The 26043-nt window shown below is 63.5% G+C and carries 24 protein-coding genes and 1 tRNA gene; 14 read left to right on the forward strand and 11 right to left on the reverse strand.

Features of this window, described 5'->3' with window-relative positions; genetic code table 11:
* The first annotated feature begins 304 nt into the window (after positions 1-304).
* Positions 305-886 carry a DUF3005 domain-containing protein gene (locus tag JNB89_RS29775; protein ID WP_220364596.1) on the forward strand — a complete coding sequence of 194 codons (582 nt, stop codon included), beginning with the start codon at positions 305-307 and terminating at the stop codon, positions 884-886.
* 198 nt (positions 887-1084) lie between these two features.
* The gene (locus JNB89_RS29780) at positions 1085-2914 is read left to right on the forward strand and encodes an ABC transporter ATP-binding protein (protein WP_220364597.1); all 1830 of its coding nucleotides are present in this window, start codon (positions 1085-1087) and stop codon (positions 2912-2914) included.
* Positions 2915-3001: 87 nt separating this feature from the next.
* Here JNB89_RS29780 and JNB89_RS29785 read toward each other — a convergent pair whose 3' ends face one another.
* Entirely contained in the window at positions 3002-3205 is a 204-nt protein-coding gene (locus tag JNB89_RS29785; RefSeq protein WP_223216895.1) for a hypothetical protein, read from the reverse strand.
* A gap of 279 nt (positions 3206-3484) precedes the next feature.
* Between JNB89_RS29785 and JNB89_RS29790 the strand changes: the two genes are divergently transcribed.
* The 9 genes from JNB89_RS29790 (at position 3485) to JNB89_RS31285 (ending at position 12333) form a co-directional block, all read left to right on the forward strand.
* On the forward strand, positions 3485-4381 hold the full coding sequence (locus JNB89_RS29790) for a LysR substrate-binding domain-containing protein (RefSeq protein WP_220364598.1): 897 nt from the start codon (positions 3485-3487) through the stop codon (positions 4379-4381).
* Positions 4382-4600: 219 nt separating this feature from the next.
* Positions 4601-5350, forward strand: coding sequence for an SDR family NAD(P)-dependent oxidoreductase (locus JNB89_RS29795; protein ID WP_220364599.1), 750 nt, complete (start codon positions 4601-4603; stop codon positions 5348-5350).
* A gap of 75 nt (positions 5351-5425) precedes the next feature.
* Positions 5426-6754, forward strand: coding sequence for an MFS transporter (locus JNB89_RS29800; protein ID WP_135895852.1), 1329 nt, complete (start codon positions 5426-5428; stop codon positions 6752-6754).
* 37 nt (positions 6755-6791) lie between these two features.
* Positions 6792-7655 (forward strand): transketolase, encoded by an 864-nt coding sequence (locus tag JNB89_RS29805; RefSeq protein WP_013341845.1) that lies wholly within the window; start codon positions 6792-6794, stop codon positions 7653-7655.
* Positions 7652-8653: a transketolase family protein gene (locus JNB89_RS29810; protein WP_220364600.1), complete on the forward strand. Its 1002-nt coding sequence runs from the start codon at positions 7652-7654 to the stop codon at positions 8651-8653. Before JNB89_RS29805 ends, JNB89_RS29810 begins: the two co-directional genes overlap by 4 nt.
* A 111-nt stretch (positions 8654-8764) precedes the next feature.
* Entirely contained in the window at positions 8765-9829 is a 1065-nt protein-coding gene (gene selD / locus JNB89_RS29815; protein ID WP_220364601.1) for a selenide, water dikinase SelD, read from the forward strand.
* A gap of 197 nt (positions 9830-10026) precedes the next feature.
* Positions 10027-11094: a tRNA 2-selenouridine(34) synthase MnmH gene (mnmH, locus tag JNB89_RS29820; RefSeq protein WP_220364602.1), complete on the forward strand. Its 1068-nt coding sequence runs from the start codon at positions 10027-10029 to the stop codon at positions 11092-11094.
* Between the two features lie 25 nt (positions 11095-11119).
* Positions 11120-12175 carry a permease gene (locus JNB89_RS29825; protein WP_220364603.1) on the forward strand — a complete coding sequence of 352 codons (1056 nt, stop codon included), beginning with the start codon at positions 11120-11122 and terminating at the stop codon, positions 12173-12175.
* 23 nt (positions 12176-12198) lie between these two features.
* Positions 12199-12333, forward strand: coding sequence for a hypothetical protein (locus JNB89_RS31285; protein ID WP_006049077.1), 135 nt, complete (start codon positions 12199-12201; stop codon positions 12331-12333).
* Between the two features lie 65 nt (positions 12334-12398).
* Here the strand turns inward: JNB89_RS31285 and JNB89_RS29830 are convergent, their stop codons facing one another.
* Together JNB89_RS29830 and JNB89_RS29835 are read right to left on the reverse strand one after the other, a co-directional pair.
* Positions 12399-13709, reverse strand: a complete 1311-nt coding sequence (locus JNB89_RS29830) for an MFS transporter (protein WP_135895858.1) — start codon at positions 13707-13709, stop codon at positions 12399-12401.
* Positions 13710-13896: 187 nt separating this feature from the next.
* A complete protein-coding gene (locus JNB89_RS29835) occupies positions 13897-14640 on the reverse strand; it encodes a GntR family transcriptional regulator (RefSeq protein WP_220364604.1) in 744 nt (247 codons plus the stop codon).
* Between the two features lie 166 nt (positions 14641-14806).
* On the opposite strand from JNB89_RS29835, the gene JNB89_RS29840 reads away from it, so the two are divergent.
* Both JNB89_RS29840 and JNB89_RS29845 read left to right on the forward strand, forming a co-directional pair.
* Positions 14807-16120, forward strand: coding sequence for an MFS transporter (locus tag JNB89_RS29840; protein ID WP_135895860.1), 1314 nt, complete (start codon positions 14807-14809; stop codon positions 16118-16120).
* Between the two features lie 2 nt (positions 16121-16122).
* Entirely contained in the window at positions 16123-17016 is an 894-nt protein-coding gene (locus tag JNB89_RS29845; RefSeq protein ID WP_220364605.1) for an amidohydrolase family protein, read from the forward strand.
* Positions 17017-17109: 93 nt separating this feature from the next.
* Here the strand turns inward: JNB89_RS29845 and JNB89_RS29850 are convergent.
* From JNB89_RS29850 to JNB89_RS29885, 8 genes are all read right to left on the reverse strand, one after another.
* Positions 17110-17186, reverse strand: a tRNA-Val gene (locus tag JNB89_RS29850).
* A gap of 79 nt (positions 17187-17265) precedes the next feature.
* Positions 17266-18768, reverse strand: a complete 1503-nt coding sequence (locus JNB89_RS29855; RefSeq protein WP_220364606.1) for a M81 family metallopeptidase — start codon at positions 18766-18768, stop codon at positions 17266-17268.
* Positions 18765-20063, reverse strand: a complete 1299-nt coding sequence (locus JNB89_RS29860; RefSeq protein ID WP_220364607.1) for a Zn-dependent hydrolase — start codon at positions 20061-20063, stop codon at positions 18765-18767. Before JNB89_RS29860 ends, JNB89_RS29855 begins: the two co-directional genes overlap by 4 nt.
* 32 nt (positions 20064-20095) lie before the next feature.
* Positions 20096-20797 carry an ABC transporter ATP-binding protein gene (locus tag JNB89_RS29865; protein WP_013341856.1) on the reverse strand — a complete coding sequence of 234 codons (702 nt, stop codon included), beginning with the start codon at positions 20795-20797 and terminating at the stop codon, positions 20096-20098.
* Entirely contained in the window at positions 20794-21561 is a 768-nt protein-coding gene (locus JNB89_RS29870; protein WP_013341857.1) for an ABC transporter ATP-binding protein, read from the reverse strand. Before JNB89_RS29870 ends, JNB89_RS29865 begins: the two co-directional genes overlap by 4 nt.
* Positions 21558-22667, reverse strand: a complete 1110-nt coding sequence (locus tag JNB89_RS29875; protein WP_220364608.1) for a branched-chain amino acid ABC transporter permease — start codon at positions 22665-22667, stop codon at positions 21558-21560. The genes JNB89_RS29870 and JNB89_RS29875 overlap by 4 nt, the downstream gene beginning before the upstream one ends.
* A complete protein-coding gene (locus tag JNB89_RS29880; protein ID WP_013341859.1) occupies positions 22664-23524 on the reverse strand; it encodes a branched-chain amino acid ABC transporter permease in 861 nt (286 codons plus the stop codon). Before JNB89_RS29880 ends, JNB89_RS29875 begins: the two co-directional genes overlap by 4 nt.
* 169 nt (positions 23525-23693) lie before the next feature.
* Positions 23694-24902 (reverse strand): ABC transporter substrate-binding protein, encoded by a 1209-nt coding sequence (locus JNB89_RS29885; RefSeq protein WP_013341860.1) that lies wholly within the window; start codon positions 24900-24902, stop codon positions 23694-23696.
* Positions 24903-25147: 245 nt separating this feature from the next.
* On the opposite strand from JNB89_RS29885, the gene JNB89_RS29890 reads away from it, so the two are divergent.
* On the forward strand, positions 25148-26008 hold the full coding sequence (locus JNB89_RS29890) for a FadR/GntR family transcriptional regulator (protein WP_220364609.1): 861 nt from the start codon (positions 25148-25150) through the stop codon (positions 26006-26008).
* Positions 26009-26043: the final 35 nt, after the last annotated feature.

Raw genomic sequence — 26043 nt, forward strand, 5'->3', positions numbered from 1 at the left:
CCTCCACCCCGCCACCGCCACCCCGGCAGCGAACGGACGTTCCGGGAACGTTCGCTGCGGGTATCAACCAGGGCGCCCGCCATCGCGACGACGCAAGCCGATCGCGACTCGGGCGCCAGTCAATTTTTTCAACGCTTCACGTAAGCCTTTCTTATGCGTATGGACGCGTGCTTTTGCACACCTCCCGACCCGGAATGAGTGCACGAGCGCTTGAGCGGACAACGCACAGCGGCAGCGGCTGTAACGGCGCAAGCGGAAACCCGCGCACGCCGTCAGCTGTCGCGCCCTCACGGCAGGAGCAATAATGCAGAACGCAGAACAGAACCCAACCCAGAAACAGCAGAACGAAATGGCCGCAAAAAGCCCGGCGCACACGCCCGCGGCCGGCACGGCTTCCCCGGATGCGCACACGCAGGCGAAGGAGTTCGCCAGTTCCGGCAACGCCGGCTCCGCGGAGCCGAGCGCGCGCAAGGACAACGCGACGAATCTGCCGCCCATCGATCTGGACGCGCTCACCTCCGATTCGCCCGACCCGCTGCAGGGGGCGAGAAGCCGCACCGTTTCGGTGGATACGGCGAACACGGCGTCGATGGACAACACCGTCGACACCGACGGCAAAAACCTCGAAGCGAGGAAAGACGAGTCGGCGTGGCATGACAACGTGATCTCGTCGAACGCGACGCTCGAGAACAGTGTGCCCGCCCCCGCAACGGGACTTGGCGGCATCGAAAGCCGCGCAGGAGGCAACCTGCCGCTCGTTGCCGCGCGCGACGGCTGGCAGGTGACCTATCGCGGCACCGTGTACATAGAGCGGAGAAACGGCTCTCTGGCCGAGCACGTGATTCAGTTCGACGCGCGACCCGAAAACGACGAAACAGAAACCTGAGCACAGGCGGCCGCATGCCGCGACCAACGCCCGCCCGGAGCGCATCTCTCATCAGATAGGGGCGAATCAGTCGCGACGCTCAAGCGTCGTGCGAGGAGGCATGGCGCTTGCGTTGACTGTTCGCCGGTCCCACGGAATACCTTGCAACATGCAAGGCACGCGTGTCGCCTGCCGGCGCGCAAGTTCGAAAGGGGCATCATGAAACGCGTCGAACACGGCGATCGGGCGCGCGCGAGACGCGTACGCGGGCGGCGGCATTCGCGCATCCTGTCGCGCTATGCGGGCCGGCCGGTGCGCCTCATCTGGCGCTATGTCGCGCGCCGCAAGGTGGCGCATGGCATCGTGCTGGCGAGCGTGGTCGCCGCAGTCGGTTTCGCGCTTGCCTCGCAATACGGGATTCGCAATCTGGTCGACGCGCTGCCCCAAGGACGCGCTCATCCGCAAACCGTCGCCTATGCATTCTTCGTACTGGTCGCGCTCATCTTCGCGGACAACCTCATGTGGCGAGTCGCCGGCTGGGTCTCGTCACGCGCTTTCGTGCGCGTGACAGGCGACATCCGCCAGGACATGTTCGGCTATCTGATGGGCCACGCGCCGACGTTCTTCGCGGACAAACAACCGGGCGTGCTGTCGAGCCGCGTGTCGGCCACGGCAAACGCCGTCTACGTGATCGAAAACACCGTTGCGTGGACCGCGTTGCCGCCCACTCTCACCGTGATCGGCGCGATCGTGATGGTCGCAACGGTCAGCCTGCCGATGAGCATTGCGCTCGTTGCGATCTCCGCGCTGCTGAGCGCGTGTCTTTTCTGGCTCGCGCGCAAAGGCACCTCGCGGCATGAAGCGTTCGCGAGCCAGGCCGCTTCCGTAGACGGCGAGCTTGTCGATGTGATCGGCAACATGGGCCTCGTGCGCGCATTCAGCGCGGTGCCGGCGGAGTTACGGCGCTTCGACGGACATCTGGAAGCCGAGGCCGCTGCGCGCAAGCGCAGCCTGCTCTATCTGGAAAAGCTGCGCATTCTGCATGCGTTTGCCACCGCGTTGCTCTCGGCAGTTCTGCTCGGCTGGACTCTCTGGCTCTGGACGCAAGGCCGCGCAAGCACGGGCGACGTGGTCCTCGTGGGCTCGCTCGGCTTTGCGATTCTGCATGGTTCACGCGATGTCGCCGTTGCGTTCGTCGATTTGACGCAGCACGTTGCGCGTCTCGCGGAGGCATCGCAAACCCTGCTGATGCCCTATTCGATGCCCGAGCCGCCCAAGGCGATACCGCTCGTCGTGTGCGAAGCGACAATCGACTTCGAGAACGTTTCGTTCGCTTATCCGGGCCGCAAGCGCGTGTTGAGCGACCTGACACTGCATATCGAAGCAGGCGAGCGCGTGGGCCTGGTCGGCCCGTCCGGCGCGGGGAAGTCGACAGTGCTCGCGCTGTTGCAGCACTTTTACGAGCCCGCCAATGGGTGCGTGCGCATTTCAGGGCAGGACATCTCGTATGTAACGCTGGAAAGTCTGCAGGCGGCAATTTCCATCGTGCCGCAGGACGTCACGCTGCTGCACCGCTCGCTGCTCGATAACATCCGCTACGGCCGTCCCGACGCGACGGAAGCAGAAGTGCGGCGCGCGTGCGAGGACGCCAGTTGCATGGACTTCATATCGGCATTGCCGGAGGGCCTGAATGCGATAGCCGGCGACCGCGGTACCAAGCTCTCCGGTGGACAGCGGCAACGCATTGCGATTGCGCGCGCCATCCTCAAGGACTCGCCGATATTGCTGCTGGACGAGGCGACCTCGGCGCTCGACACCGCGTCGGAGATCGTCATACAGGCTGCGCTCGAACGTCTCATGAAAAACCGCACGGTGATTGCAATCGCGCATCGGCTTTCGACGTTGCAGTCGTTCGACCGGATCATCGTGCTTAATCGCGGCCACGTGGTGCAGGAAGGCTCGCCCGCGCAACTGGCGCTTGTGCCGGGCATCTATCGCGACACGCTTGCGCGCCACAGCCGGCGCACGCCGGCGCCTACGCTGAACTGAAGCTGCACTGAAGTTGAACAGAAACGTTCGGTAATTGCCGCGCGCAAAAGCACGCAACACGGCGCGCAAAACACACCGCGCAAAACGCTAACTGTCCATGCGTTCGCCTTCTTTTCTGATCAGCTCGATCAGGCGTTCGGCAGGCAACCGGTAACTGGTCTGCTGCTGCACGCCCCATTCGGAACGCTCCGTTTCCACCAGCACGACGAACTTGCCGTCCGGGCTCGCTTCCAGGTGCTGCATGTTGAGCATTTCCTCGCCGGCAATGTCCGTTTCCTGCCTGAGCGTCATGACACCTTTCGCGCCACATCCCATGCCACGCCTCCATGCCCTTTCGCCGGCGATGCGCGTCTGCCCCGACGCCCGCATCGCCCCCAATCGCCCCGGACAGATGACAGCAAAGCACGTACCGGCAAGGCATTCGCACCCGATTGACGGATAATCACGACTGCGTTCGCGCCATTGCTGCACCGCACGAGCCGCTTCATGGTTTACCGCACTACTGCCCTCGGTTAGCCGAGGTCAGCATCGGGAACACTTCACTTCATAACGAACACGAAAAGACTTCACATGCGCATCCCGCCCGTCAAAGCCATCATCGCTTTCGAAAGTGTGGCCCGTACCGGGAGCGTCAATCGCGCGTCGGAGGAGCTCGGCCTGACGGCTTCGGCGGTGAGTCACCAGATCAGCAACCTGGAGTCGATCATCGGCCAGGCGCTGTTTTATCGCTCGGGCCGCGGGCTCGTGTTGACGCCGACAGGCGAGCGCTACCTGTCAGACGTAACAGGTTCTCTGGCGGATCTGAGCCGGGCGACCGAACGCGCGTCGAGCCGCAGCGAGGTGCAGATTCTGCGCGTGCATTCGAGCCCGAGCTTCGGGCTCATGTGGCTGTTGCCGCGACTTGCATCGTTTCAGCAAGCAAACGGCGACATCCAGTTGAATCTTGCATGCTCGTATGAGGACGTCTCGTTCACGAGCGGCTATTACGACATCGACATCCGGCACGGTTACGCGAACTGGCGCGACCTGGAAGTGCGTACGCTGCGCAACGAGTTCATCGCGCCGCTCGCGTCGCCCTCGTACTTGCGCGATCACCCGGTTAATGCGCCGGAGGACCTGCTCGCGCATCGCCTCATCTACTCGGAAACGCCGCTCGTGCAGTGGAAGCAATGGTTCGGGCGCACCGGCGTCTCCGCCAAGCACAAGACTTTCGACTTCTCGTTCGATCGCTCGTACATGTCGCTCGAAACCGCGGCGCTCGGCCTCGGCATCGCGCTGGAAAGCCTGATGCTCGCGTCGGTGCGCATCCGCGAAGGCGCGCTCGTGCCGGTGTTCGACCACTCGCACGCGGTCGAAGTCGGCGCGCATCATCTGGTTTATCCGCCGCAAAATGCGGAGTTGCCGCGCGTGGCGCGCTTCATTGCGTGGATCGAGCGGGAAATCGGCCAGCAGCAGCGCGCGGCCTGAAAAATACGGCCGGATCGCACCAGGGTATTCCATCATCGGGCCCTGCGCAGGTGCCGACGGGGGGCCTTCAAACGGCCGCAAACGTCCGCCCAGCAAGCCTCCCACTGGCGGGAGCGAACACCTGAAAATTTCTCAAGCATAGTTGAGCCGTACCTCGTTGATGGAGGCCGCGGGCTGCCCGACACTTGCGCCATCACATCAACACTCAGGAGACACGTGATGCTGCTCGAGAACAAGGTGGTTATCGTAACGGGCGCTGCTTCGCCGCGTGGAATCGGCAAGGCGACGGCCAAAGCGCTGGCGGCACAGGGCGCGAAGGTCGTCATACTCGATCTGCGCGAGGAAGACGCCAAAGCGGCTGCCGTCGACCTCGGCGCGGGACATCTCGGCCTTGCCTGCGACGTGACCGACAAAGCCGCCTGCCTGAAGGCCGCGAGCGCGACGCTCGAACGCTATGGCCGCATCGACGGCCTTATCAACAACGCAGGCATCACGCAGCCGGTGCGCACGCTCGACATTAGCGCCGAGGGCTTCGACGCGATCGTCGACGTCAATCTGCGCGGCACGCTGTACATGTCGCAAGCGGTGCTGCCGGCGATGAAGGAACGGAAGAGCGGCAGCATCGTGTGCATGTCGTCGGTGTCGGCGCAACGCGGCGGCGGCATTTTCGGCGGCCCGCACTACAGCGCGGCGAAAGCCGGCGTGCTCGGTCTCGCTCGCGCGATGGCCCGCGAGTTCGGCCCGGACAGCGTGCGCGTCAACTCGATCACGCCAGGCCTGATCCAGACCGACATCACCGGCGACAAGCTCACGCCCGACATGCGCGCCGACATTATCAAGGGCATTCCGCTTGGCCGCCTGGGCGATGCGGCGGATGTCGCCAACGCGTGCCTCTTCCTCGTGAGCGACCTGTCGACCTATCTGACGGGTATCACGCTCGACGTAAACGGCGGCATGCTCATTCATTGACAACAGCGCCGCCGGTAGGCGGGCCGTGTTCCTGGCACCCGGGGCCAACTGCGGAGCACATGGAAGGAGACAGACATGAAATCGAAATACACCGCCTCGGCAATCGACGGCGACGTAATCGCGCCTGCCGACGCAACGAGCTTCGAGTCGCGCACATACGCGAAAGTCAGCCGCCGGCTGATTCCGTTCCTGATGCTGTGCTATCTCGGCGCCTATCTGGACCGTGTGAACGTGGGCTTTGCAAAGCTGCAGATGCTCAACGATCTGCGCTTCAGCGAAACGGTCTACGGCATGGGCGCGGGTATCTTCTTTCTCGGCTACTTCCTGTTCGAGGTGCCGAGCAATGTGATCCTGCATCGTGTCGGCGCGCGCAAGTGGCTCGCGCGAATCATGCTGACATGGGCGGTGATTTCCGCGTCGTTCGTGTTCGTGAAGACACCTGCTGCGTTCTATGCGCTGCGCTTTCTGCTCGGCGTCGCCGAAGCGGGCTTCGCGCCGGGCGTAATTCTCTACCTGACCTACTGGTTTCCTGCCACGCGCAGAGCCAAGGCGCTGTCGCTCTTTTTCATGGCGATTCCGCTCGCTGGCATACTCGGCGGTCCGCTGTCGGGCTGGATCATGCATTCGCTGCAAGGCGCGATGAACATGGCCGGCTGGAAGTGGCTGTTTCTGCTCGAAGCGCTGCCCTCGCTCGTGCTGGGCGTCGCGATTCTGTTCTATCTCGACGACGGCATTGCGAAAGCGAAGTGGCTCACGGAGTCGGAAAAGAGTCTGCTCGCCCGCAACGTGACTAGCGACAACGCGCACACCACCGCACACGTGTCGATCCGCTCGTTCATCGGCGACCGCCGTTTGTGGCTGATGGCTGCAATCTATTTTTGCGTCGTGCTGGGCCAATACGGCCTGACCTTCTGGCTGCCGACCATCATCCGCAAATCGGGCGTCGCCGATCCGCTGTGGGTGGGCGTGTTCACCGCGATTCCATATCTGTGCGCCATCGTCGCGCTGCCGCTGATTGGCATGAGCGCGGACCGTCGCCGCGAACGCCGGTTTCATCTCGCGATTCCGATGCTCGTCGCCGCAGCAGGCTTTGCGGTTCTACCCACGCTTGGCAGCGTGCCCGCTTCGATTATCTGCCTGAGCATCGCGGCGGCCGGCATTCTCGCCTCATCGTCGCAGTTCTGGTCGTTGCCTACAGCGCTGCTCGGCGGCATGTCGGCCGCAGCCGGCATCGCGGCAGTGAACTGCTTCGCCAATCTCGCGGGGTTCTTCTCGCCGGCAATCGTCGGCTGGCTCAACGACCTGACGGGCCGCTCGACCGCAGGACTCATCTTTATCTCGACGGCTGTCACGCTCGGCGCGTGCCTCGTATTCCTCGTGCCCGCCAGATCCGTGAACCGCTGACCTTTTCCGAACTATTCGACTGAATTCAGGAGAGCAAATGAACAGTCCATCCAATGCGTCCACGGCAGCGCTTGCCGAGCACGCTTATCGAATCCGCAGAAACGCGCTGTTAATGGGCGAAGTGCAAGGCCAAGGTTATATCGGACAGGCGCTCGACATCGCGGACGTGCTGGCCGTCGCGTACTTCGGCGCAATGCGTTATCGCCCAGAAGATCCCGAATGGGAAGAGCGCGACCGCTTCCTGCTCTCGAACGGACATTACGCGATCGCGCTGTATGCGGCGCTGCTAGAAGCCGGCATTCTGCCCGCCGAAGAACTGGAAACCTACGGCAGCGACGACAGCCGCCTGCCTATGTCCGGTATGGCGAGCTACACGCCAGGCATGGAAATGTCGGGCGGCTCGCTCGGCCACGGCCTGACTATCGCGGTGGGCCGCTGTCTGGGCCTCAAGCGCAAGGGCTCGAAGTCGTTCGTGTACACGCTCTTTTCCGACGGCGAACTCGACGAAGGCGCGATCTGGGAAGGCATCATGTCCGCGAGCCACTGGAAGCTGGACAACCTGATCGCCGTGGTCGACGTGAACAACCAGCAGGCCGACGGACCGTCCACGCAAATCATGGCGTTCGAGCCGCTTGTCGAAAAACTCGAGGCGTTCGGCTGGTTCACGCAACGCGTGGACGGCAACGACATTCGCGCGGTGGCCGCCGCATTCGACGCGGCGCGCAAGCACCCAGGCGAGCAACCGCGCATGATCGTCGCCGACACGCGCATGGGCTGCGGCGTGCCGTTTCTCGAGCAGCGCGAGAAGAATCACTTTATCCGCGTGGACGCACACGAATGGCAACTCGCGCTGGAAGCACTGGAAACCACAAAGTCGCAAGAGATAGGGAGTCAGGCATGAGCAACGCAACCCTCAGCAAACCGCGTCTGAAAACCTCGGCGATGATCGCGTCGATTGCGGGCGAAGGACAGCTCACGCGCTCGGCGCCGTTCGGTCACGCCCTCGTCGAACTGGCCCGGCAGAAAACCAATGTGGTCGGCATGACGGCCGACCTCGGCAAGTACACGGACCTGCATATCTTCGCGAAGGAATTTCCCGAGCGCTACTATCAGATGGGCATGGCCGAGCAACTTTTGATGGGCGCGGCAGCCGGCCTCGCGCACGAAGGCGCGCAGCCGTTCGTGACGACCTACGCCGTGTTCGCCACGCGCCGCGCCTATGATTTCATGCACCAGGCCATTGCCGAAGACAATCTGGACGTGAAGATTGTCTGCGCATTGCCGGGCCTGACGACCGGTTACGGCCCGAGCCACCAGGCCGCGGAAGATCTTGCCCTGATGCGCGCGATGCCCAACATGACCGTCATCGATCCGTGCGACGCGCTCGACATCGAGCAGATGGTGCCCGCGATTGCCGCGCACAACGGCCCTGTCTATGCACGCCTGCTGCGCGGCAACGTGCCGGCGGTGCTCGACGAATACGACTACACGTTCGAGCTCGGCAAGGCGAAGATGCTGCGCGACGGCGCCGAAGTGCTCGTGATCTCGTCGGGCATCATGACGATGCGTGCTCTGGAAGTCGCGAAAGCGCTCGAGAGCGATCGCATCGGCGTGGGCGTGCTGCACGTGCCGACCATCAAGCCGCTCGATACGCAAACGATCGTGCGCGAGGCGAGGCGCTCGGGGCGGCTAGTCGTGGTGGCGGAAAACCATACGACGATTGGCGGCCTCGGCGAAGCGATCGCCGCCGAACTGATGCGCGCAGGCGTATCGTGCCCGTTCCGCCAGGTCGCGCTGCCTGATGCGTTCCTCGCCGCGGGTGCTTTGCCGACATTGCACGACCGTTACGGTATTTCCCCTTCTGCGATGTGCGCGGCGATCAAGGGCTGGCTCGTCTGATTCACGGCGCCGCATGAAACGACCGGCGTGGCGCGCTGCGGCCTGAACCGCAGCGCGCCACGCCGTCAGGCTTCATAATGCGATCATTCGAAGCCAGAAACACGCGCTAACATGATCGACACTCACGCAGCAGCCAGTTCCTCGCCCCGCCTCACCAGCCTCTCGCATGGCGGCGGCTGCGGCTGCAAAATCGCCCCCGGCCTGCTCGCGGACCTGCTCAAGCGCAGCGCACCGCTGCCGTTCTTTCCCGACCTGCTGGTCGGCAACGATACCGCCGACGACGCCGCCGTCTACAAGCTCAATGACGAGCAGGCAATTGTCGCGACCACCGACTTCTTCATGCCGATCGTCGACGACCCGTTCGACTTCGGCCGCATCGCCGCCACCAATGCGCTATCCGACGTCTACGCAATGGGCGGCAAACCGCTGATGGCGCTCGCCATCGTCGGAATGCCGATCAACGTGCTGCCTCACGACGTGATCGCGGCTGTGCTCAAGGGCGGCGAATCCGTATGCGCGGACGCCGGCATACCGCTCGCGGGCGGCCATTCGATCGACTCCGTGGAGCCTATCTACGGTCTGGTCGCGATCGGCGTGGTCGATCCGCGGCGGGTCAAGCGCAACGCGGGCGCGAAAGCCGGCGACGTGCTGATTCTCGGCAAGCCGCTCGGCGTCGGCGTGCTCTCGGCGGCGCTGAAAAAAGACCGGCTCGACGCGAACGGCTACGCGGCAATGATCGGCGCGACCACCAAACTGAACCGGCCGGGTGCGCAACTGGCCGCGCTCGACGGCGTACACGCGCTCACCGACATCACCGGCTTCGGGCTGCTCGGCCACACGCTGGAACTGGCGCGCGGCGCGAATTTGACCGCGCGTGTGCGCTATGCCGATCTGCCGTGGCTGCCGGGCGTCGTCGAGTTTGTCGACGCCGGCGTGTTCACGGGCGCGTCCGGGCGCAACTGGGACGCGTACGGCAAAGACATCGCATTGCCGGCGACGTTGCCTGCCGCCGCACGCACGCTGCTCACGGACCCGCAAACCTCCGGCGGCCTCCTCGTGTCGTGTTCGCCCGACGCCGTGGATGACGTGCTCGCCCTCTTTCGCGCCGACGGTTTCAGCGACGCCCGGGTGATCGGCGAAATGGTTGCCGGCGCGGGGCGTGTGGAAGTCGTCTAAAGGGTAACGCAAGCGCGGCCGCGGCCGGCACGACCGAAAGGCTTTCGAAAGCAGCGGTCTGCTGCCGTACGCGGCACGTGCGATAATTTCGGTCTTTCGGCGTCCTGCGGGCGCCGCTTTGATCCGCTTTCGCGCGCCGCCTTTGCGCCCCGGCTTGTGGGCCGTCGCTTTGGCGCTCTATCTGCTCCGGTACACCCTTGAAAAACCTCCTCGTCAGCCTCGACCAAGCCGGTGATTTCGACGAAATCGTCGACGTGCGTACGCCTCTCGAGTTCGCCGAGGACCATATTCCCGGCGCAATGAACGCGCCGGTGCTAAGCAACGAGGAACGGGTGATCGTCGGCACCATGTACAAGCAGGTCTCGCCGTTCGAGGCCACCAAGGTCGGCGCCGCGCTCGTCGCGCGCAACATTGCGCGGCACCTGGAAACCACCTTTGCGGACCGGCCGCGCAACTGGCGGCCGCTCGTATATTGCTGGCGCGGCGGCAAACGCTCGGGTTCGGTCACGACACTGTTCAACATGATCGGCTGGCCGGCCCGGCAACTGGACGGCGGCTACAAGACCTATCGGCGTGCCACCGTCGAGGCGCTCGCCACGCTGCCCACCCGCTTTCGCTATGTCGCGCTGGTCGGGCCGACCGGCAGCGGCAAGACGCGGCTGCTCGCGGCACTTCACGAAGCCGGCGCGCAGACGCTCGATCTCGAAGCGCTCGCCGCGCATCGCGGCTCGCTCCTCGGCGCGTGGGCAGGAGTGCCGCAGCCGTCGCAAAAGGGCTTCGACACCTTGCTCGCGAGCGCGCTGCGCGGTTTCGACCCGGCGCGTCCGGTGTTCGTAGAAGCGGAGAGCCGCCGCATCGGCGCAATCACGCTGCCGCTCGCGCTGCTCGAAACGTTTCATCACGGCGCCTGCGTGGAAGTGACGACCAGCCGTGAAGACCGCTCGGCTTTCCTGCTTCACGACTACGCGCATCTGTTCGACGATACCGAGTCGCTCAAAGCGCAACTGCAGCGCCTGATCGGCCTGCATAGCCGCGAGCGCGTGGCCGGTTGGCAGAAGCTCGTCGACGAAAACCGGCGTGCCGAACTCGCGCAGGAGCTGATCGAACTGCACTACGACCCGGCGTATGCGCGCAGCAGCCACCAGCATTTCGTGCATTTGCCGCAAGCACTGAAAATCCAGTTCCGGCCGAACGACGCCGACGTCGTCGATCAGGCCAGGGCGCTTCTCGCACAGCTCGAGAAGCACTCGTTCGCGCTCGTCTGACTCAACATCAACGTTTAAGAACAACATGCAACCAACCCTTCGCCAGCCCCGCGTCGCGCTCGGCTGGATCGTGTTCCTCGCAATCGCCGTCGTCGGACTCTTCTATGTGAAGTGGTTTCCGTACTACAACCGCGCGTTCGTTGCCGCGAGCCAGCACTCCATCGGCAAATCCATTCTCATGGGCACCTCGGCGAGCGCGCCCGGGGCGTCGTGGCAATCCGCCATCGACTATGCACTCGCCTATGGCAAGGCAATCTGGCAGGCCATGGTGCTGGGTCTTCTGCTCGGTTCGGCCGTGCAGGCGCTGATTCCGCCGCAATGGGTCGCACGCGCGCTTGGCCGCAGCGACTTCAGCAGCGTGGTGAAAGGCGGCCTGATGTCGCTGCCCGGCATGATGTGCACCTGCTGCGCGGCGCCGGTCGTCGCCGGGCTGCGCGCGCGCCAGGCGGCCCCCGGCGCGGCTATCGCATTCTGGCTCGGCAATACCGCGCTGAATCCGGCCACGCTGGTTTTCATGGGCTTCGTGCTTGGCTGGCAGTGGATGGGCCTGCGGCTCGCGCTCGGCGTCGTCATGGTGTTCGGGCTCGGCTATCTGGTGAACCGCATGGTCACTCCGAAGGAAGCCGAGGCGTCGCGCGAAGCCATTGCGCAACTCGTCGCCGCCGACGAGCCCGGCACCACCTTCACGCGCTGGGTCAAGATTCTCGGCAACATGACGCTGCGCCTCGTGCCGGAATACATCGTGCTCGTGCTGATTCTCGGCGCGGCGCGCGCGTGGCTCTTTCCGCACATCGGGCCGGATATCGACAATAGCGTGCTGTGGATCGTTGCGTTGTCCATCGCCGGCACGCTGTTCGTGATTCCGACGGCGGGCGAAGTGCCCATCATTCAGGCCATGCTGTCTTTCGGCATGGCCGCCGGCCCGGCCGGTGCGCTGCTGATGACGCTGCCGCTGATCAGCGTGCCTTCGGTGGCAATGCTCGGCCGCTCGTTCCCGAAGCGGGTTCTTGGCGTCGTGGCATTGGCCGTGGTGATCTGCGGCGTGGTAAGCGGCCTCATTGCGGCGGCGCTGGGGTTCTGAGGTTGCGAGGTTGTGAGGTTCAGATGAAAAAGCTTGCGGTGTTTACGCTCGCGTCGTGGTCGGCGGCGGCGCTTCTCTACTTCGGCCAACACTCGGTGGCGCTGATCGCCGTGACCGGCGTTCTGGTGCTGGCGAGCTTCGATCTGCTGCGCCCTTGAGGCGACGCCAGGCGCTGGTTGCGGCGGCCGCGCAAATGCGCGGCCGCTTCATCATGCAACGTCTGTCAGTTCGAGCGCAGCGCCGCTGATTCCAGCATCGTGCGGCGGCGTGCGCCGATCCAGGCGGCGATGCCGGTGCCTATTCCCAACGTGAGCAGACACGCGGTCGGCACCAGCATCGGTGCGATCTGGCTGTGTGCGGTCTTGCCGACGTAAGGCATCAGGTTCTGTCCCGCGAAACCGCCCAGATTGCCGATTGCATTGATGGCCGCGACGCTCGCCGCGGCTCGCGCGCCCGAAAAGAAGCGCGGCGGCAGCGACCAGAAGCACGGGTACAGCAAGGGAATGCACGCCCCGCCCAGACACAGCGCCGCAAAGCGCAGCGTTGCCGTCGGCAACACGAGGCTCGATGCGAAGCACACCACGCCGATGCCCGCCACGGTGCTCATCGCCTTCAAGACCACCCGCTCGCGCTTGAGCTTGCCTGGCAGCCACAACAGCAGCAACGTGGCGAGCGCCCACGGAATCATGTTGAGCACGCCGTTGAGCGACGACGACACGCCGTCGCTCTTGAGCAGCGTCGGCATCCAGTAAGTCACGCCGTAGAGCGACGTGGACATCAGCATGTAGGTCGCCGCGAACATCAACACCTTGGGGTCGAGCAGCGCGGCCCACGGATGCGTGGCCTTTGCTTGATCGGAAGCCTCGCGTTTGAGCGCGGCAAGCACCACGTCCTTCTCGCGCGCCGACAGGAACGGCGCGTCGCTCACCGAATTCGGCAAGTATTTGAGCGCGACAAACGCGACGATCACGGCGGGCAAACCGGTCGCGATGAACACCCACTGCCAGCCCGCGAAGCCCCACGTCCCGCCGAGCGTGAGCAACAGTCCGCCGATCAGCGAGCCAAGCATGTTCGCGAGGGAACTGCCGAGCGTGAAAAAGCCCAGCACCTTGGTGCGATAGCTCTGCGGAAACCATTGCGTGAGGTAGTAGATGACGCCCGGGTAGAACCCGGCTTCGGCAACGCCCAAAGCAAAACGGAACGAATAGAACACGGGCAGCGAGCGGGCGAACGCCATCAACACGGTGACGACACCCCACGTCATCATGATGCGCGCAAGCCACGCACGCGCGCCGAAGCGATGCAGCGCGAGCGTGCTCGGCACCTCGAACAGCAGATAGCCGATAAAGAACAGCGACGCGCCCAGGCCGTAAGACGCTTCGGTCATGCCGAGCGCGTGCACCATCTCAAGCTTGGCGAAGCCGACGTTCTGCCGGTCGATGAACGAAATCAGGAACATGACGATGAGAAGCGGCATTAACCGCCACGCCATCTTCTTCATGACCTGCTGCTCGAATGCGAGTTCGTTGGACATGCTTTCTCCGCTTGCCGCGTCCCACGGCGAAAATTGATGCAGTCATATATATGATTGTATGAATCGCGAAACAACGCCATGGGGTGATACCCGCATAGCGTGGGTTCAGTGGGGTGTGGGTTCCTGATAGGGCGGAGGCTGCGTCCCTCGCGGCCTCGCCTTCGGCGCAAGCGCGCCGAAGCGGCGTTCAGCGGATGTCGACCTGATACTGAAAAGTATCGGCCGCGCCGCGCGTGCTGCGCCACTCGAATGGCGCGCCGGCGAAGTCGGAGGCCACGCGGTGCACCAGAATCACCGGGCTGCCGGTTTTGATGCCGAGCAGCGCGGCTGTTTCGGCGGTAGCCTGTTCGACACGGAGAATTTCCGTCGCTGAGGCGACCATCTGTTTGCACAAGCGCTCATACAGCGGATACAGCAGGTCTTCGAACTGATCGAGCGGCAAGCTGGCGAGCGCCTCGAAGCGCGAGCGCGGCAGCCAGATTTCCTCCGCCAGAACGGTTCGGCCTTCGATCATGCGCACGCGTGACAGATGAATCGCTTTCTCCGACGCTTTCATGCGCAGCGCGTCGCGGATTTCTTCGGCCGGTTTGACGATCTCGCGCCTGAGCACGCGCGCCGTAGGGCGAACCGGCTGGCCGTCGCGCGAGACGAAGCGAAAAAAACGGAACAGCGACGAGTCGAAGCGCGGCCGCCGCACGAACGTCCCCTTGCCTTGCGTTCGCGTGAGCACACCGTCGCTCACCAGCAGATCGATCGCCTTGCGCACGGTGCCGGTGGAAACGTTGTAGAACTGGCCGAGTTCCGCCTCGGTGGCGATAGCCTCTTCGGGCGCCCATTCGCCGGCCGCAATACGGCTGACGAGATCGTCGCGCAATTGCTGGTAACGGGGCAGCCGGTCGTCCGGCCGGGACACGAAAGACGCCGTATTCATGAATTCATACAGTTATTCAGAGGAGTAACTACTGTACCGCATCGCATCGGTTGCAGGGGAGCAAGGGTTATTACCCAATGACCGCGCATGCCGATCGCGTGCAAAATTCATGCAGTCATATATATGAATACATGAATCGAGGCAGGAATAACGGACGGAGATGGCCATGTTCAGGTGGTACAAAGAGAGTACGCCCGTGGAGCGCAATACGTTCTGGGGCTGTTTCGCAGGATGGGGGCTCGATGCGCTCGACGTGCAGATGTTCACGCTCGCCATTCCGGCGATCATTGCGGCTTATGGCATCGACCACACGCAGGCAGGCGCGATCAGCGGCGTGACGCTGATTTCGTCGGCGCTCGGCGGCTGGATTGCGGGCGCGCTGTCGGACCGCTTCGGCCGCGTGCGCACCCTGCAGATGACGATTCTGTGGTTCGCCGGCTTCACGTTCCTCTGCGCATTCGCACAGAATTTCCCGCAATTGCTGGTGCTCAAGGCGCTGCAAGGGTTCGGCTTCGGCGGCGAGTGGGCTGCGGGCGCGGTGCTGATGGCCGAGACCATCCGCAACGAGCATCGCGGCAAGGCAATGGGCGCCGTGCAAAGCGCATGGGCCGTTGGTTGGGGCGCCGCGGTGCTGGTCTATGCCGCGGTGTTTTCATGGCTGCCCGCGGACCACGCGTGGCGTGTGATGTTCGCCGTCGGCTTGCTGCCCGCCGGCCTCGTGCTGTTCGTGCGGCGAAATCTGCGGGAGCCGGCGCGCGCGGCGTCGGCCGAAGCCGCTGCGGAGGCAAAAGTGTCGGCGCCCGGGCAGATCCTGCAGGTGTTCCAGCCGCGCGTGCTGCGCACGACGATCATCGGTGCGGTGCTCGGAACGGGCGCTCACGGCGGCTATTACGCGATCATGACCTGGCTTCCCACGTTCCTTGCGAAGGAGCGGCATCTGTCGGTGCTCAACACTGGCGGCTACCTCGCGGTCGTGATCGTCGCGTTCTGGTGCGGCTGCATGCTGAGCGCCTATCTGCTCGATCGCATCGGGCGTCGTCGCAACATTGCGCTGTTCGCCTTCTGCTGCATCGTAACCGTGCTCGGCTATGTGATGCTGCCGCTCACGAATACGCAGATGCTGGTGCTCGGCTTTCCGCTCGGCCTTTTCGCCGCGGGCATTCCGGCGAGCCTCGGCCCGCTTTTCAACGAACTTTACCCCGCCGATATGCGGGGCACCGGCGTCGGCTTCTGCTACAACTTCGGGCGCATTGCGTCCGCAGGGTTTCCCGTGCTGGTCGGCTACATGAGCCACTCGATGTCGCTTGGCGCGGCCATCGGCATCGACGCGGCCATTGCGTACGGGCTGGCCATGATCGCCGTGCTGATGTTGCCGGAAACGCGTGGCAAGCGTCTGCGTGGCGCGGCACCGGAACAGTCCGCCGACGGCGCGCAAAGCACCGATACCGCTCATCTCACTCTGAATCCGCCGCGTAGCTGAACATGACCGCATCTGCATCCTCACTGCCGTTTGCACCCAGTGGCGTCGACACGCACGCGCACGTTTTCGAGCGCGGCTTGCCCCTGAGCGACGGGCGGCGCTACGCGCCCGCTTACGACGCAACGCTCGACACCTATCTGGCGCTTCTGAACGCACACGGAATGACCCATGCGGTGCTCGTGCAGCCGAGTTTTCTCGGCACCGATAACCGCTACGTGCTCCAGGCTTTGTCCGCTCAGCCCGAACGCCTGCGCGGCGTCGCCGTGGTGGCGCCGGACATCGCGGCAGAGGAACTGGCGCAGATGCACAGCCTCGGCATAAGGGGAATTCGCCTGAATCTGATGGAGCAGGCGCTGCCGAACCTCGGCGCAAAGTCATGGGCAGCGTTGCTCGACAGCGTGGCGCGGCTCGGCTGGCATGTCGAGCTGCACAGAAACGCCGCCGATCTCGCACCACTGATCGACTGTCTGCTCGAGCGCGACGTGCGCGTGGTGGTCGACCATTTTGGCCGGCCCGACCCGGCTTTGGGCACTCAGGATAGCGGCTTCAAGGCGCTGCTCGCGTATGGCAAGACAGGCCGCGTATGGGTCAAGGTGTCGAGCGCGTATCGCTGCACGGCGCCGGGCTCGCGCTTCGTTGCGGACGCAACAAGTCAGCTGATCGAGCACTTTGGCACGCACCGTTTGATGTGGGGCAGCGACTGGCCGCACACGCAATACGAAACGGTGACGAGCTATGGGGAGACTTTGTGCATGCTGCTGAATGCCGGCCTCGACGCGAACCAGCTGAACGCGATTGTTCGCACGACGGCGTTGCAATTCTATGGATTCGAAACTGAATCTGCCGCGCACAATGCACAAACGACGCCGGGCGCCACGCTACAACGCGTGATTTGAACTGGATTCGGCGGGAAGGAAGAAACTGAAGCGACTGCTTTGACAGGACAGTAGACGAAAGCGAAGCCGCTTTCGTCTACGTCACTGATGCGTTGGTAGGCTCGATTGGATTCGAACCAACGACCCCCACCATGTCAAGGTGGTGCTCTAACCAACTGAGCTACGAGCCTGTAGAGGCGCGAATTATAGAGAGTCTCGCGCAACTGCACAAGAGCTGTGGCGAATCGATGCGATAGGCGAGCGCGTCGTTCAGTGCGCCGGATTCCATTCGGCGTGAGCGTCCAGTGGGAACACCGGGCGCTTCACGTTCGCGAAAGCAAAGAGCCCGTAGTCGGAGCTCGTCACGCCGCGGCTGTCGCACTCCACGAGTCCTGCGGAAATTGGCTCGAACACCGGGCGGCAATACATGCGCGACTTGAGCAGCAGAAAACGCGCGCGACGCGGGTCGATGCCGACGCTTTCGAACACCCCGAGGTCCCACGGTTCATGCGTGTGCTCGGTCACGACCAGTTTCACCGTGCCGGTGTCCAGCACAGCGGCGCGCCCCATGTGCGCGCGTTGTCCCGTGTAAGTGGGACCGCTGATCACATACTCGCCGTCGGTCAACGCGCGCACCACACCGGTCATGGCAAGCGGAGCTCGCGGCTTGATGCTGCTGCTCTCCACCTTGTTGCCTATCGTAATGGTGACCGTGCTGCCGACGCCCGCGGCCATCAACGCGGCTACCGCCTGTGGATCGCACAACGGCCCAGTGACGATACCGTCGAGATTCTGTGCAAGCGCTTCCTCGAGCAGGTCCATGGTGTCGCAGGTGCCGCCCGACATGCAGTTGTCGCCGTGATCGAGCAGCAAGACGGGCTTGTCGGCGCCTTTGGCGAGCGCGGCGGCTTGCGCGACCGACTCCGCGAGCGGCGCACTGCGGTAGACGAAGTCCTCGCGCTCGTTCCAGATTTGCCGCGCAATGCGCTCGGCCACCGCGTCGGCTTGCGCGCGGTCCTTGTTGCCGACCACTACCACACTGATACACGGCGCCTCGATGTCCGCGAGTGAAAAGCCGGACAGCACCGAGACTGCGAGCATGCCGTCGGCCTCGGCGGCGCGGGCCGCTTCCACCGCGCGCTTCATCGCGCCCTCGGCAGTCGAGCTGCGCAACGTGTGCGTGAGCAGCGGCGGCTGACGCCACGCGAGCACCGGCTGCGCGTCGCCACGCATTTGCGCGAACAGCAAACGCGCGGCATGCGCGCCGGTTTCATACATATCGACGTGCGGATACGTCTTGAAGCTGACGATCACGTCCGCGTTGTCGATCATCTTCTGCGTGACGTTGCCGTGCAGATCGAGCGCGACCGCAATCGGCGCTGCAGGTAGCGCGGCGCGTACGCGTTCGAGCAGATCGCCTTCGCCGTCGTTCGAATTCTGCGCGACCATCGCGCCGTGCAGGTCGAGCATCACGGCATCACAGCCGGGCGCGGCGGCAAGAATCGCGGCGCAGATCGCGTCATATGCGGCAGCATCGACAGGGCCGCTCGGATTCGCCGCAGCCGACACAGGCGTCACGATCTGCGCGCCCTCGCGCTCAGCCGCGTCGATGAACGCGGCCATTGCCGTCTGCATGCCCTTGTTGTCGCGGTACGCGTCGTCGCCGAAACTCGGGCCGGGATTTGCGCCGTTCTGGCCGAAAGCGGACAACGGCGTCGCCACCGGAGAGAACGTGTTGGTCTCGTGGTTCATGCGCGCAATCAGGATTTTCATACGCCCGAGCCCTCCGGCACCGGCGCGGCTTGCACGCTTTGCGCGGCCTTCAGCATTGCGTGCAGCAGCACGTTGCAGCCGGCTTCGAGATGATCCGCGCGGGCGTCTTCAATCTCGTTGTGACTGATGCCGTCTTTGCACGGCACGAAAATCATCGCGGCCGGCGCGACGCGCGCAAGATAGACCGCGTCGTGGCCGGCGCCGCTGATCGCATCCATCGACGAAAGGCCGAGCCTGTCGGCTCCTTCCTTAACGGCGGCCACGAGTTCAGCCGCGAACGGTTGCGGCGGAAAGTACACGACTTGCTCGATACTCACCTCGATTCCCGGCTGCTTGCCGGCGGCCATACACGCCTCGCGCAAGGCGCCGTCCATCGCGGTGAGGCTCGCGTCGTCGGCGGCTCGCAGGTCGACGGTCAGCTTGACGCGGCCTGGAATTACATTGCGCGAGTTCGGATGCACGTCGACGCAGCCGACCGTGCCACGGCCATGCGGCGCATGATCGAGCGCGATGCGGTTCACCGCGTGAATCAGGTCCGCTGCAACGAGCAGCGCATCGCGGCGCAACGCCATCGGCGTGGGCCCCGCATGCGCTTCCATGCCCTGCACGGTCACGTCGTACCAGCGCTGACCGAGCGCACCCTGTACGATGCCGATGGTCTTGTCGTGAGCCTCCAGCACGGGGCCCTGCTCGATGTGCGCCTCGAAATACGCGGCAACGGCATGCGGTTCTCTGTTTTCACCGACATAGCCGATAGCCGCCAACGCCTCGCGCACCGAGATGCCGTCGCGGTCGCACTGAGCGAGCGCATGCTCCAGCGTGAAGGCGCCGGCGAACACACCGGAGCCCATCATTACCGGCACGAAGCGCGAGCCTTCCTCGTTGGTCCACACCGCCACTTCCAGCGGCGCGAGTGTGGTCACGTTGGCATCGCTCAGCGTGCGCAGTACTTCGAGTCCGGCGAGCACGCCGTAATTGCCGTCGAATTTGCCGCCGGTCGGTTGCGTGTCGATGTGACTGCCCGTCATGACAGGCGGCAGGTCGTCGCGCAAACCCGCGCGGCGGGCGAAGATGTTGCCGATCGCGTCGACCCGGACCGTGCAGCCAATCTCCTTCGCCCACGCGACGAAACGGTCACGCGCGAGGCGATCCAGTTCGGTGAGCGCGAGCCGGCACACCCCGCCTTTATCCGTCGCGCCGATCTGCGCGAGTTGCATGAGGCTGTTCCAGAGCCGGTCGCCGTCCACGCGCAAACGGGCAAGTGCCTCGCTGCCTTGAGTGTGATGAGCTTGCATCAATGCTTCCTCATAATGATGTTGACGCAGGCTCAGACCACGCCGACGCCGAGGTAACGGTCCTTGATGGAATCGTCGGCGGCGAACGATGCGTTGTCGCCCGCATAAACGATCGCCCCCTGTTCAATGATGTAGTGGCGATCCGCGAGTTGCGTGCACACTTCGAGGTTCTGCTCGACGAGCAGAATCGCGACGCCCGCCTCGCGAATGAGCTTGAGCTGCGCGACGATTTCTTCGACGATCACCGGCGCGAGACCTTCTACGGGCTCGTCCAGCATCAACAGACGCGGATGATTCATCAGCGCGCGGCCAATGGCGAGCATCTGCTGTTCGCCGCCCGAAAGCTGTCCGCCTCCGTTCGTGCGCCGTTCCTTGAGCCGCGGAAAAATCCGGTAGATGTCGTCGAGCTGCCAGGGCGAGTGCTTGCGCGCGCCGAGCCGCAAATTCTCTTCGACGCTGAGCAAGCGGAAAATGCCGCGATGCTCCGGCACGAAGCACACGCCGCGCGAAGCGATTCTGTGCGGCTGCAGTCCGCTTATCGTCGTGCCGTTGAAGGTCACGCGGCCGTTCTTCGGCGCGACGATGCCGGCAATCGCCTTTAAGGTGGTGGATTTGCCGGCGCCGTTGCGGCCGAGCAGCGTGACGGTCTCGCCCTCGCCGATCTGCAGCGAAACGCCTTGCAGTATGTGGCTTTTGCCGTAAAAGCCGTGAATGTCCTGCACGTCGAGAATCATGCGCGGCCTCCGGTGATCATGTTGCCGAGATACGCGCTGCGTACGCGCTCGTCGCCGCGAATCTCGTCGGGCCGGCCTTCCACCAGCACGCGGCCTTGCTGCATGACGGTGATCGTGTCGGAAATGTCCATCACGATGCCCATGTTGTGCTCGATCAGCACGACGGTGTAGTCGTCGCGCAAACTGCGGATCAGTTGCTTCATGTCGTCGAGATCGTCGATGCCCATGCCGGAGGTCGGCTCGTCGAGAAAGATCGCCTTGGGTCGCGCGGCGAGCGCCATGCCCACTTCAAGCCGCCGCTGCTGGCCGTGCGATAGCGCTCCCGCTGCAACCTCGCTAAAGCGTTGCAAAGCAAGGCGTTCGAGCACGCCGTCGACGGTATCTGCGTGCGCCAGTGCGCCGCGCGGCGGCGTCCATGCATTGAGCGCACGCTTGGCGTCGACACCTTGCGCAGCGAGCCGCAAGTTTTCGCGTACGCTCAGGTTGGCGAACAGGCTCGTCACCTGGAACGACCTCGCGATACCGCCGCGCACGCGCTTGTGGTCGGGCTCATGGGTCACGTCGTGACCGTCGAAGACAATGGTGCCCGCGGTGATAGGCACCGTGCCGGTCAGCACGTGAAAGAGCGTAGTCTTACCCGCGCCGTTCGGGCCGATCACCGAATGCACGGTGCGCGGCATGATGCGCAGGTTGACGTCGGAGAGCGCCGTGAACTTGCCGTAGCGTTTCACCACGCCGCTTGCGTTGAGAATGGCTTCGGTCATGCGCGCTCCTTTGCAGTGTCGTCGCCGGCATCGGTTGCTCCGGCTGCTCGGGACGTTTTTGGGGCTGCTCCTGCCGTGTGGGCGTTGTCGGCAGGCGCGCGGCGCAGCGCCTGCCAGAGCCGTTCGCCGAGCCCCCACAAGCCGCGCTGCATGTAGAGGCTGACCGCCATCAACACGATGCCGAGCAGCAACAGCCAGCGCGGCCACAACGTTGACAGCCAGTCGGCGAACAGCACATAGAACGCAGCGCCGAGCACAGACGCGAACAGATTGCCGGTCCCGCCAATCACCGTCATCACGAGAATCATTTCGCTCGTGTGGTAGTCGATGTTGGAGAGCGGTGCAATACCGGTCATCAGCGCATGCAACGCGCCGGCGAGACCCGTCACCGCGCCGGAGACCACGAAGGCCATCAGCTTGAATCGCTTGACGTCGTAGCCGACGGCCGCGGCGCGCGCTTCGTTGTCACGGATAGCCAGCAGCGTGCGGCCGAATACCGAATGCGACACGCGCATCATCAGCCAGAACACGACGAGGAACAGCACCGCTACGAACCCGTAGTACTGCCAGGGAGAAGTCAACGCAAGCAGTTCTTTGCCGAACAAGCCGAGCGCAGGACGCGGGATATCCAGCAGGCCGTTGTCGCCGCCGGTCAGATCGGGCGTCGTGTAGGCGAGGAAGTAGAACAATTGCCCAAATGCAAGCGTCAGCATGACGAAATAGGTGCCGCGCTGCCTGATCGAAAACCAGCCCACCAGCGCGGCCGCCGCTGCGCCAATCAAGATTGCCGCCGCCAGCGCGACGGGAATGGGCAACGCTGCTTTGGTCAGCACGAGGCCCGCGCTGTAGCTGCCAAGTCCGAAAAAGATGCCCTGCCCGAACGACAGCAGCCCGGTATGGCCCAGCAGAAGGTTGCAGCCTAGCGCGGCGAGCGCGAACACCAACACTTCAGTCGCGAGCGAACCGGAGCGCAGCGTCAACGGCAGTATGCAAACCACCAGCAGTGCGAGGAGCAGAAAGCGGTAGCGGTGCAGCGCGAGTCGCGGCGCGTGTCCCGATGCACGCGGAGCGGCTTTCACAACGGCGGATTTCGAAGTGTTGATCACGCGGCTCTCCCGAGTAAGCCGTTAGGGCGCAACAGCAGGACAGCGGCCATCGCGACGTAAATCATCAGACGTGCGCCCTCGGGCCACAGCGTGCTCATCACACTCTGCACGATGCCCACGAGGAGGCCGCCCACCAATGCGCCGAGAAAATTGCCCATGCCGCCTACCACCACCACGACAAACGCGACGCCTAGCGCCTCGATGCCCATGAAGGGATCGACACCACGAATCGGCGCAGCGAGCACGCCGGCGAGCGCAGCGGTGGCTGCGCCCAGCGCGAACACGAGGCTGAACACGCGCAATACGTTGATGCCGAGCAGCGACACCATTTCCGTCGACTCACTGCCCGCGCGCACCGCGCTGCCCAGACGCGTGCCTTCCAGCACCCACCACAGCAACGCGGCAAGGACCGCAGTGAAGCCGATCACAAAGAGACGGTACTTGGGATAGACGAAGCTGCCCCAGATCACCACGCCGTTCAGCACGTCGGGGACAGGCACGTTGTCGCCCAAGGGGCCCCAGACGAGAATCGCGCACTCCTGCACGACGAGCGCAAGGCCAACCGTCACGAGAATATGAAACTCATGCTGCTGCGCGTAGACATGCCGCAGAACCAGCTTTTCGACGACCCACGCCAATGCGCCCACTACGACAGGAACGATGACGAGCGCGGCCCAGAAGCTCACCGACCACTGCATCGCCTGATAGCAGAAGTACGCGCCGAGCAGATAAAAGGCACCGTGCGCAAAGTTCACGAAGCGCAGCAGGCCGAACACAATCGACAAGCCGACCGCGAGCAGGAAATACAGCATTCCGACTCCGATGCCGTTGACGATCTGAAGTAGATATACGTTCATGGCAACCATCTGATGGTTAAGCGAAACGTGAATGCATTGATGCGTGCGGCGAGAGGCCGGCGGCATTGCGAGCCACCCGTCCGCGGCGCTGGTTGCGGTGCGTTTGTTCCTGCTCTGCGTTTGCTCTGCCCTGCCTCAACCTGTGCCTTGCTCTGCGATGCTTCGCGCGTCAGGTCATCTTGCAACCGGTCTTGTCGAGCGGCAGGAACGATTGTCCGGAACTGACGATATCCGCGTAGTCGTCGGCGTTTTTCATTTTGTTCTTCGCCTTGCCCTTCAGCAGATAGTAGTTCTTCAGCACCTGATGATCGCCCTTGCGAACTTCTTCTGGACCGGTCAAACCGTCGTATTTCATGCCCTCGAGCGCGGCAACTACCTTCTTGGGATCGACATTGCCGGCCTTCACGATGCCGTCCAGCAGGATCTTCGTACAAATGTACGAGCCAGCGAGGCTGTAGTTGGGGTTCATCTTCAGCGCAGCCTGCGTACGTTTGACGAGATCGCGGTTCAGCGGCGAATCGATCGCGTGCCAATACTGTGCGCCAAAATAGACGCCGTCGCAAAGGTCCGCGCCCAGCGATTCGAATTGCTCGAGACCGGACGCCCACGCGATCAGAATCGTGCAATTGTTCTTCATGCCGAAGCTGACAGCCTGGCGAAGCGTGTCGGACGATTGCGAGCCGAAGTTCAGGATAAGCAGCACGTCCGGCTTGGCAGCAACCGCATTCGTCAGATAACCGCTGAACTCTTTTTCGTTCAGCGAGTGATAGCTGTTGCCGACATGCTCGATGCCCTTGTCCTTGAAGACCGCTTTTGCTGCGGACAGCAGACCGTCGCCGAACACGTACTGCGGCGTGATGGTGTACCAGCGCTTCGCTTTCGGCAGGATCTGAGTGAGTGGACGCACCGTCTGTTCGATCGCGCCATAGGTAGGCACGGACCAGCGGAAAGTGGCGTCGTTACAGTCCTTTCCTGTGATTTCGTCAGCGCCCGCGGTCGTGATGAAAACTCCGCCGGCCTTCTGCACTTCCTTGCCCATCGCCAATGCTTCGGACGACAAAATACCTCCGGCGAAGAACCGCGCGTTCTTCTGCTGCGCGACTTCCTGCACGCGACGCACCGCAGTTGCGGGCTTGCCCTCGGTGTCGAGCACGGAATATGCGAGCGGCTCGCCAAGCACCTTGCCATATTGTTCGATGGCGAGCTTCATGCCGAGATCGGCGTACTTGCCGTTGGCGGCGAACGCGCCCGACATCGGCACGGGACAGGCAAATTGCACGCTGCCCGCCTGCGCAAATGCACTGCGTGCAACGAGCGAACCCAGCGTGCCCGGAACGGCCGACAGCGCGGCCAGCTTCAACATATTTCGGCGATTCAAAATGACGCTCCTTGGAAGAGACACGCACTGAACGACTGCGAAAAAACCTGCTGGCTGCCGCGAGGGATTCACCACTTCGGCTCTGTTCTATTTATCATGATAGATAGGTTAGAAACGATCGTAGGTACAATAAATTCTGGTGTCAATAAGGCAAAATTCCTGGCGGCGACGCGGCGACTGTCCGAGCACGACGGTCAACGTCGGCGCCCCCGATGTTGCAGTACACAAAAATGGGAGTCGTAAACATGGCCCTGGATCGAGCCAAAGCGGGTGCCGCGATCGAGATCAAGCAGCAAAAGCGCGGCGATCTGGTCGCGGAGGAAATCAAGCGATTGATCACGGAGAAGGATCTGAAGCCTGGGGATCGGCTGCCTCGCGAGGGCGAGTTACAGCAGTTGTTCTCGGTGAGCAAGAGCACGATTCGCGAGGCGCTGAAGTCGCTGGAGGTGCAAGGGCTGATCAAGGTAACGACCGGACCAAGCGGTGGCGGCATGGTGGTGGAGGTGCCGCTGGATCGTACCTTGCAGCTTTTGCAGAACTATCTGTTCTTCAAGGACGTGTCCATCGACGACATTTACACCGTGCGCAAACTGCTCGAGCCGGAGCTCGCGGCGGGCGCAGTGCCTTACCTGACGGAGCAGGATTTCGAGGCGCTCGAGGCGAGCATCGCGTGTTGCGATCGGCCGGCTCCGGCGCACGGCGGCCAGGAGATGGTGCGGCAACGTCAGGAGGATGTGAACTTCCACGACATCCTCGCGGCGGCGAACCCGAACCCGTTCCTGCGCTTCAGTTGCGAGTTGATCAACGAGATGATCCGGCAACTGATCGAGTTCCGTAACGACACGCCGCAGGCCGAGCATGAGCGTTTTGGACAGGCCAACGTCAAGATTCATAAGGCAATTACAAAAGCAGCACGCGAGCGCGATGTCGAAAAAGTGCGGGAGCTGATGACGGTGCACATGACGGAGGCACCCCGATACGTGAAGCGGATGAAGGGGAAGCTGCGGGGGCGATTGATTCTGGATTCGGAAATCCGCCGGCGCGTGCGGGCACGGAACGCGCCTGCTGCGGATGCTGAGGTCGATGGGGTGGACAGCGGGGAGTGATGGAGTTGGGGTGGGTGTTTGTGAGGGCGTGGGGG

This window comes from Paraburkholderia phenoliruptrix, assembly GCF_019511605.1.
Classification (GTDB): domain Bacteria; phylum Pseudomonadota; class Gammaproteobacteria; order Burkholderiales; family Burkholderiaceae; genus Paraburkholderia; species Paraburkholderia phenoliruptrix_A.

What these genes read in the sequence shown, in the direction of transcription:
- JNB89_RS29775 (WP_220364596.1), top strand. Translation starts at nt 305, where the DNA reads ATGCAGAACGCAGAACAGAACCCAACCCAGAAACAGCAGAACGAAATG.
- JNB89_RS29780 (WP_220364597.1), top strand. Translation starts at nt 1,085, where the DNA reads ATGAAACGCGTCGAACACGGCGATCGGGCGCGCGCGAGACGCGTACGC.
- JNB89_RS29785 (WP_223216895.1), bottom strand. Translation starts at nt 3,205, where the DNA reads ATGACGCTCAGGCAGGAAACGGACATTGCCGGCGAGGAAATGCTCAAC.
- JNB89_RS29790 (WP_220364598.1), top strand. Translation starts at nt 3,485, where the DNA reads ATGCGCATCCCGCCCGTCAAAGCCATCATCGCTTTCGAAAGTGTGGCC.
- JNB89_RS29795 (WP_220364599.1), top strand. Translation starts at nt 4,601, where the DNA reads ATGCTGCTCGAGAACAAGGTGGTTATCGTAACGGGCGCTGCTTCGCCG.
- JNB89_RS29800 (WP_135895852.1), top strand. Translation starts at nt 5,426, where the DNA reads ATGAAATCGAAATACACCGCCTCGGCAATCGACGGCGACGTAATCGCG.
- JNB89_RS29805 (WP_013341845.1), top strand. Translation starts at nt 6,792, where the DNA reads ATGAACAGTCCATCCAATGCGTCCACGGCAGCGCTTGCCGAGCACGCT.
- JNB89_RS29810 (WP_220364600.1), top strand. Translation starts at nt 7,652, where the DNA reads ATGAGCAACGCAACCCTCAGCAAACCGCGTCTGAAAACCTCGGCGATG.
- selD (WP_220364601.1), top strand. Translation starts at nt 8,765, where the DNA reads ATGATCGACACTCACGCAGCAGCCAGTTCCTCGCCCCGCCTCACCAGC.
- JNB89_RS29825 (WP_220364603.1), top strand. Translation starts at nt 11,120, where the DNA reads ATGCAACCAACCCTTCGCCAGCCCCGCGTCGCGCTCGGCTGGATCGTG.
- JNB89_RS31285 (WP_006049077.1), top strand. Translation starts at nt 12,199, where the DNA reads ATGAAAAAGCTTGCGGTGTTTACGCTCGCGTCGTGGTCGGCGGCGGCG.
- JNB89_RS29830 (WP_135895858.1), bottom strand. Translation starts at nt 13,709, where the DNA reads ATGTCCAACGAACTCGCATTCGAGCAGCAGGTCATGAAGAAGATGGCG.
- JNB89_RS29835 (WP_220364604.1), bottom strand. Translation starts at nt 14,640, where the DNA reads ATGAATACGGCGTCTTTCGTGTCCCGGCCGGACGACCGGCTGCCCCGT.
- JNB89_RS29840 (WP_135895860.1), top strand. Translation starts at nt 14,807, where the DNA reads ATGTTCAGGTGGTACAAAGAGAGTACGCCCGTGGAGCGCAATACGTTC.
- JNB89_RS29845 (WP_220364605.1), top strand. Translation starts at nt 16,123, where the DNA reads ATGACCGCATCTGCATCCTCACTGCCGTTTGCACCCAGTGGCGTCGAC.
- JNB89_RS29855 (WP_220364606.1), bottom strand. Translation starts at nt 18,768, where the DNA reads ATGAAAATCCTGATTGCGCGCATGAACCACGAGACCAACACGTTCTCT.
- JNB89_RS29860 (WP_220364607.1), bottom strand. Translation starts at nt 20,063, where the DNA reads ATGCAAGCTCATCACACTCAAGGCAGCGAGGCACTTGCCCGTTTGCGC.
- JNB89_RS29865 (WP_013341856.1), bottom strand. Translation starts at nt 20,797, where the DNA reads ATGATTCTCGACGTGCAGGACATTCACGGCTTTTACGGCAAAAGCCAC.
- JNB89_RS29870 (WP_013341857.1), bottom strand. Translation starts at nt 21,561, where the DNA reads ATGACCGAAGCCATTCTCAACGCAAGCGGCGTGGTGAAACGCTACGGC.
- JNB89_RS29880 (WP_013341859.1), bottom strand. Translation starts at nt 23,524, where the DNA reads ATGAACGTATATCTACTTCAGATCGTCAACGGCATCGGAGTCGGAATG.
- JNB89_RS29890 (WP_220364609.1), top strand. Translation starts at nt 25,148, where the DNA reads ATGGCCCTGGATCGAGCCAAAGCGGGTGCCGCGATCGAGATCAAGCAG.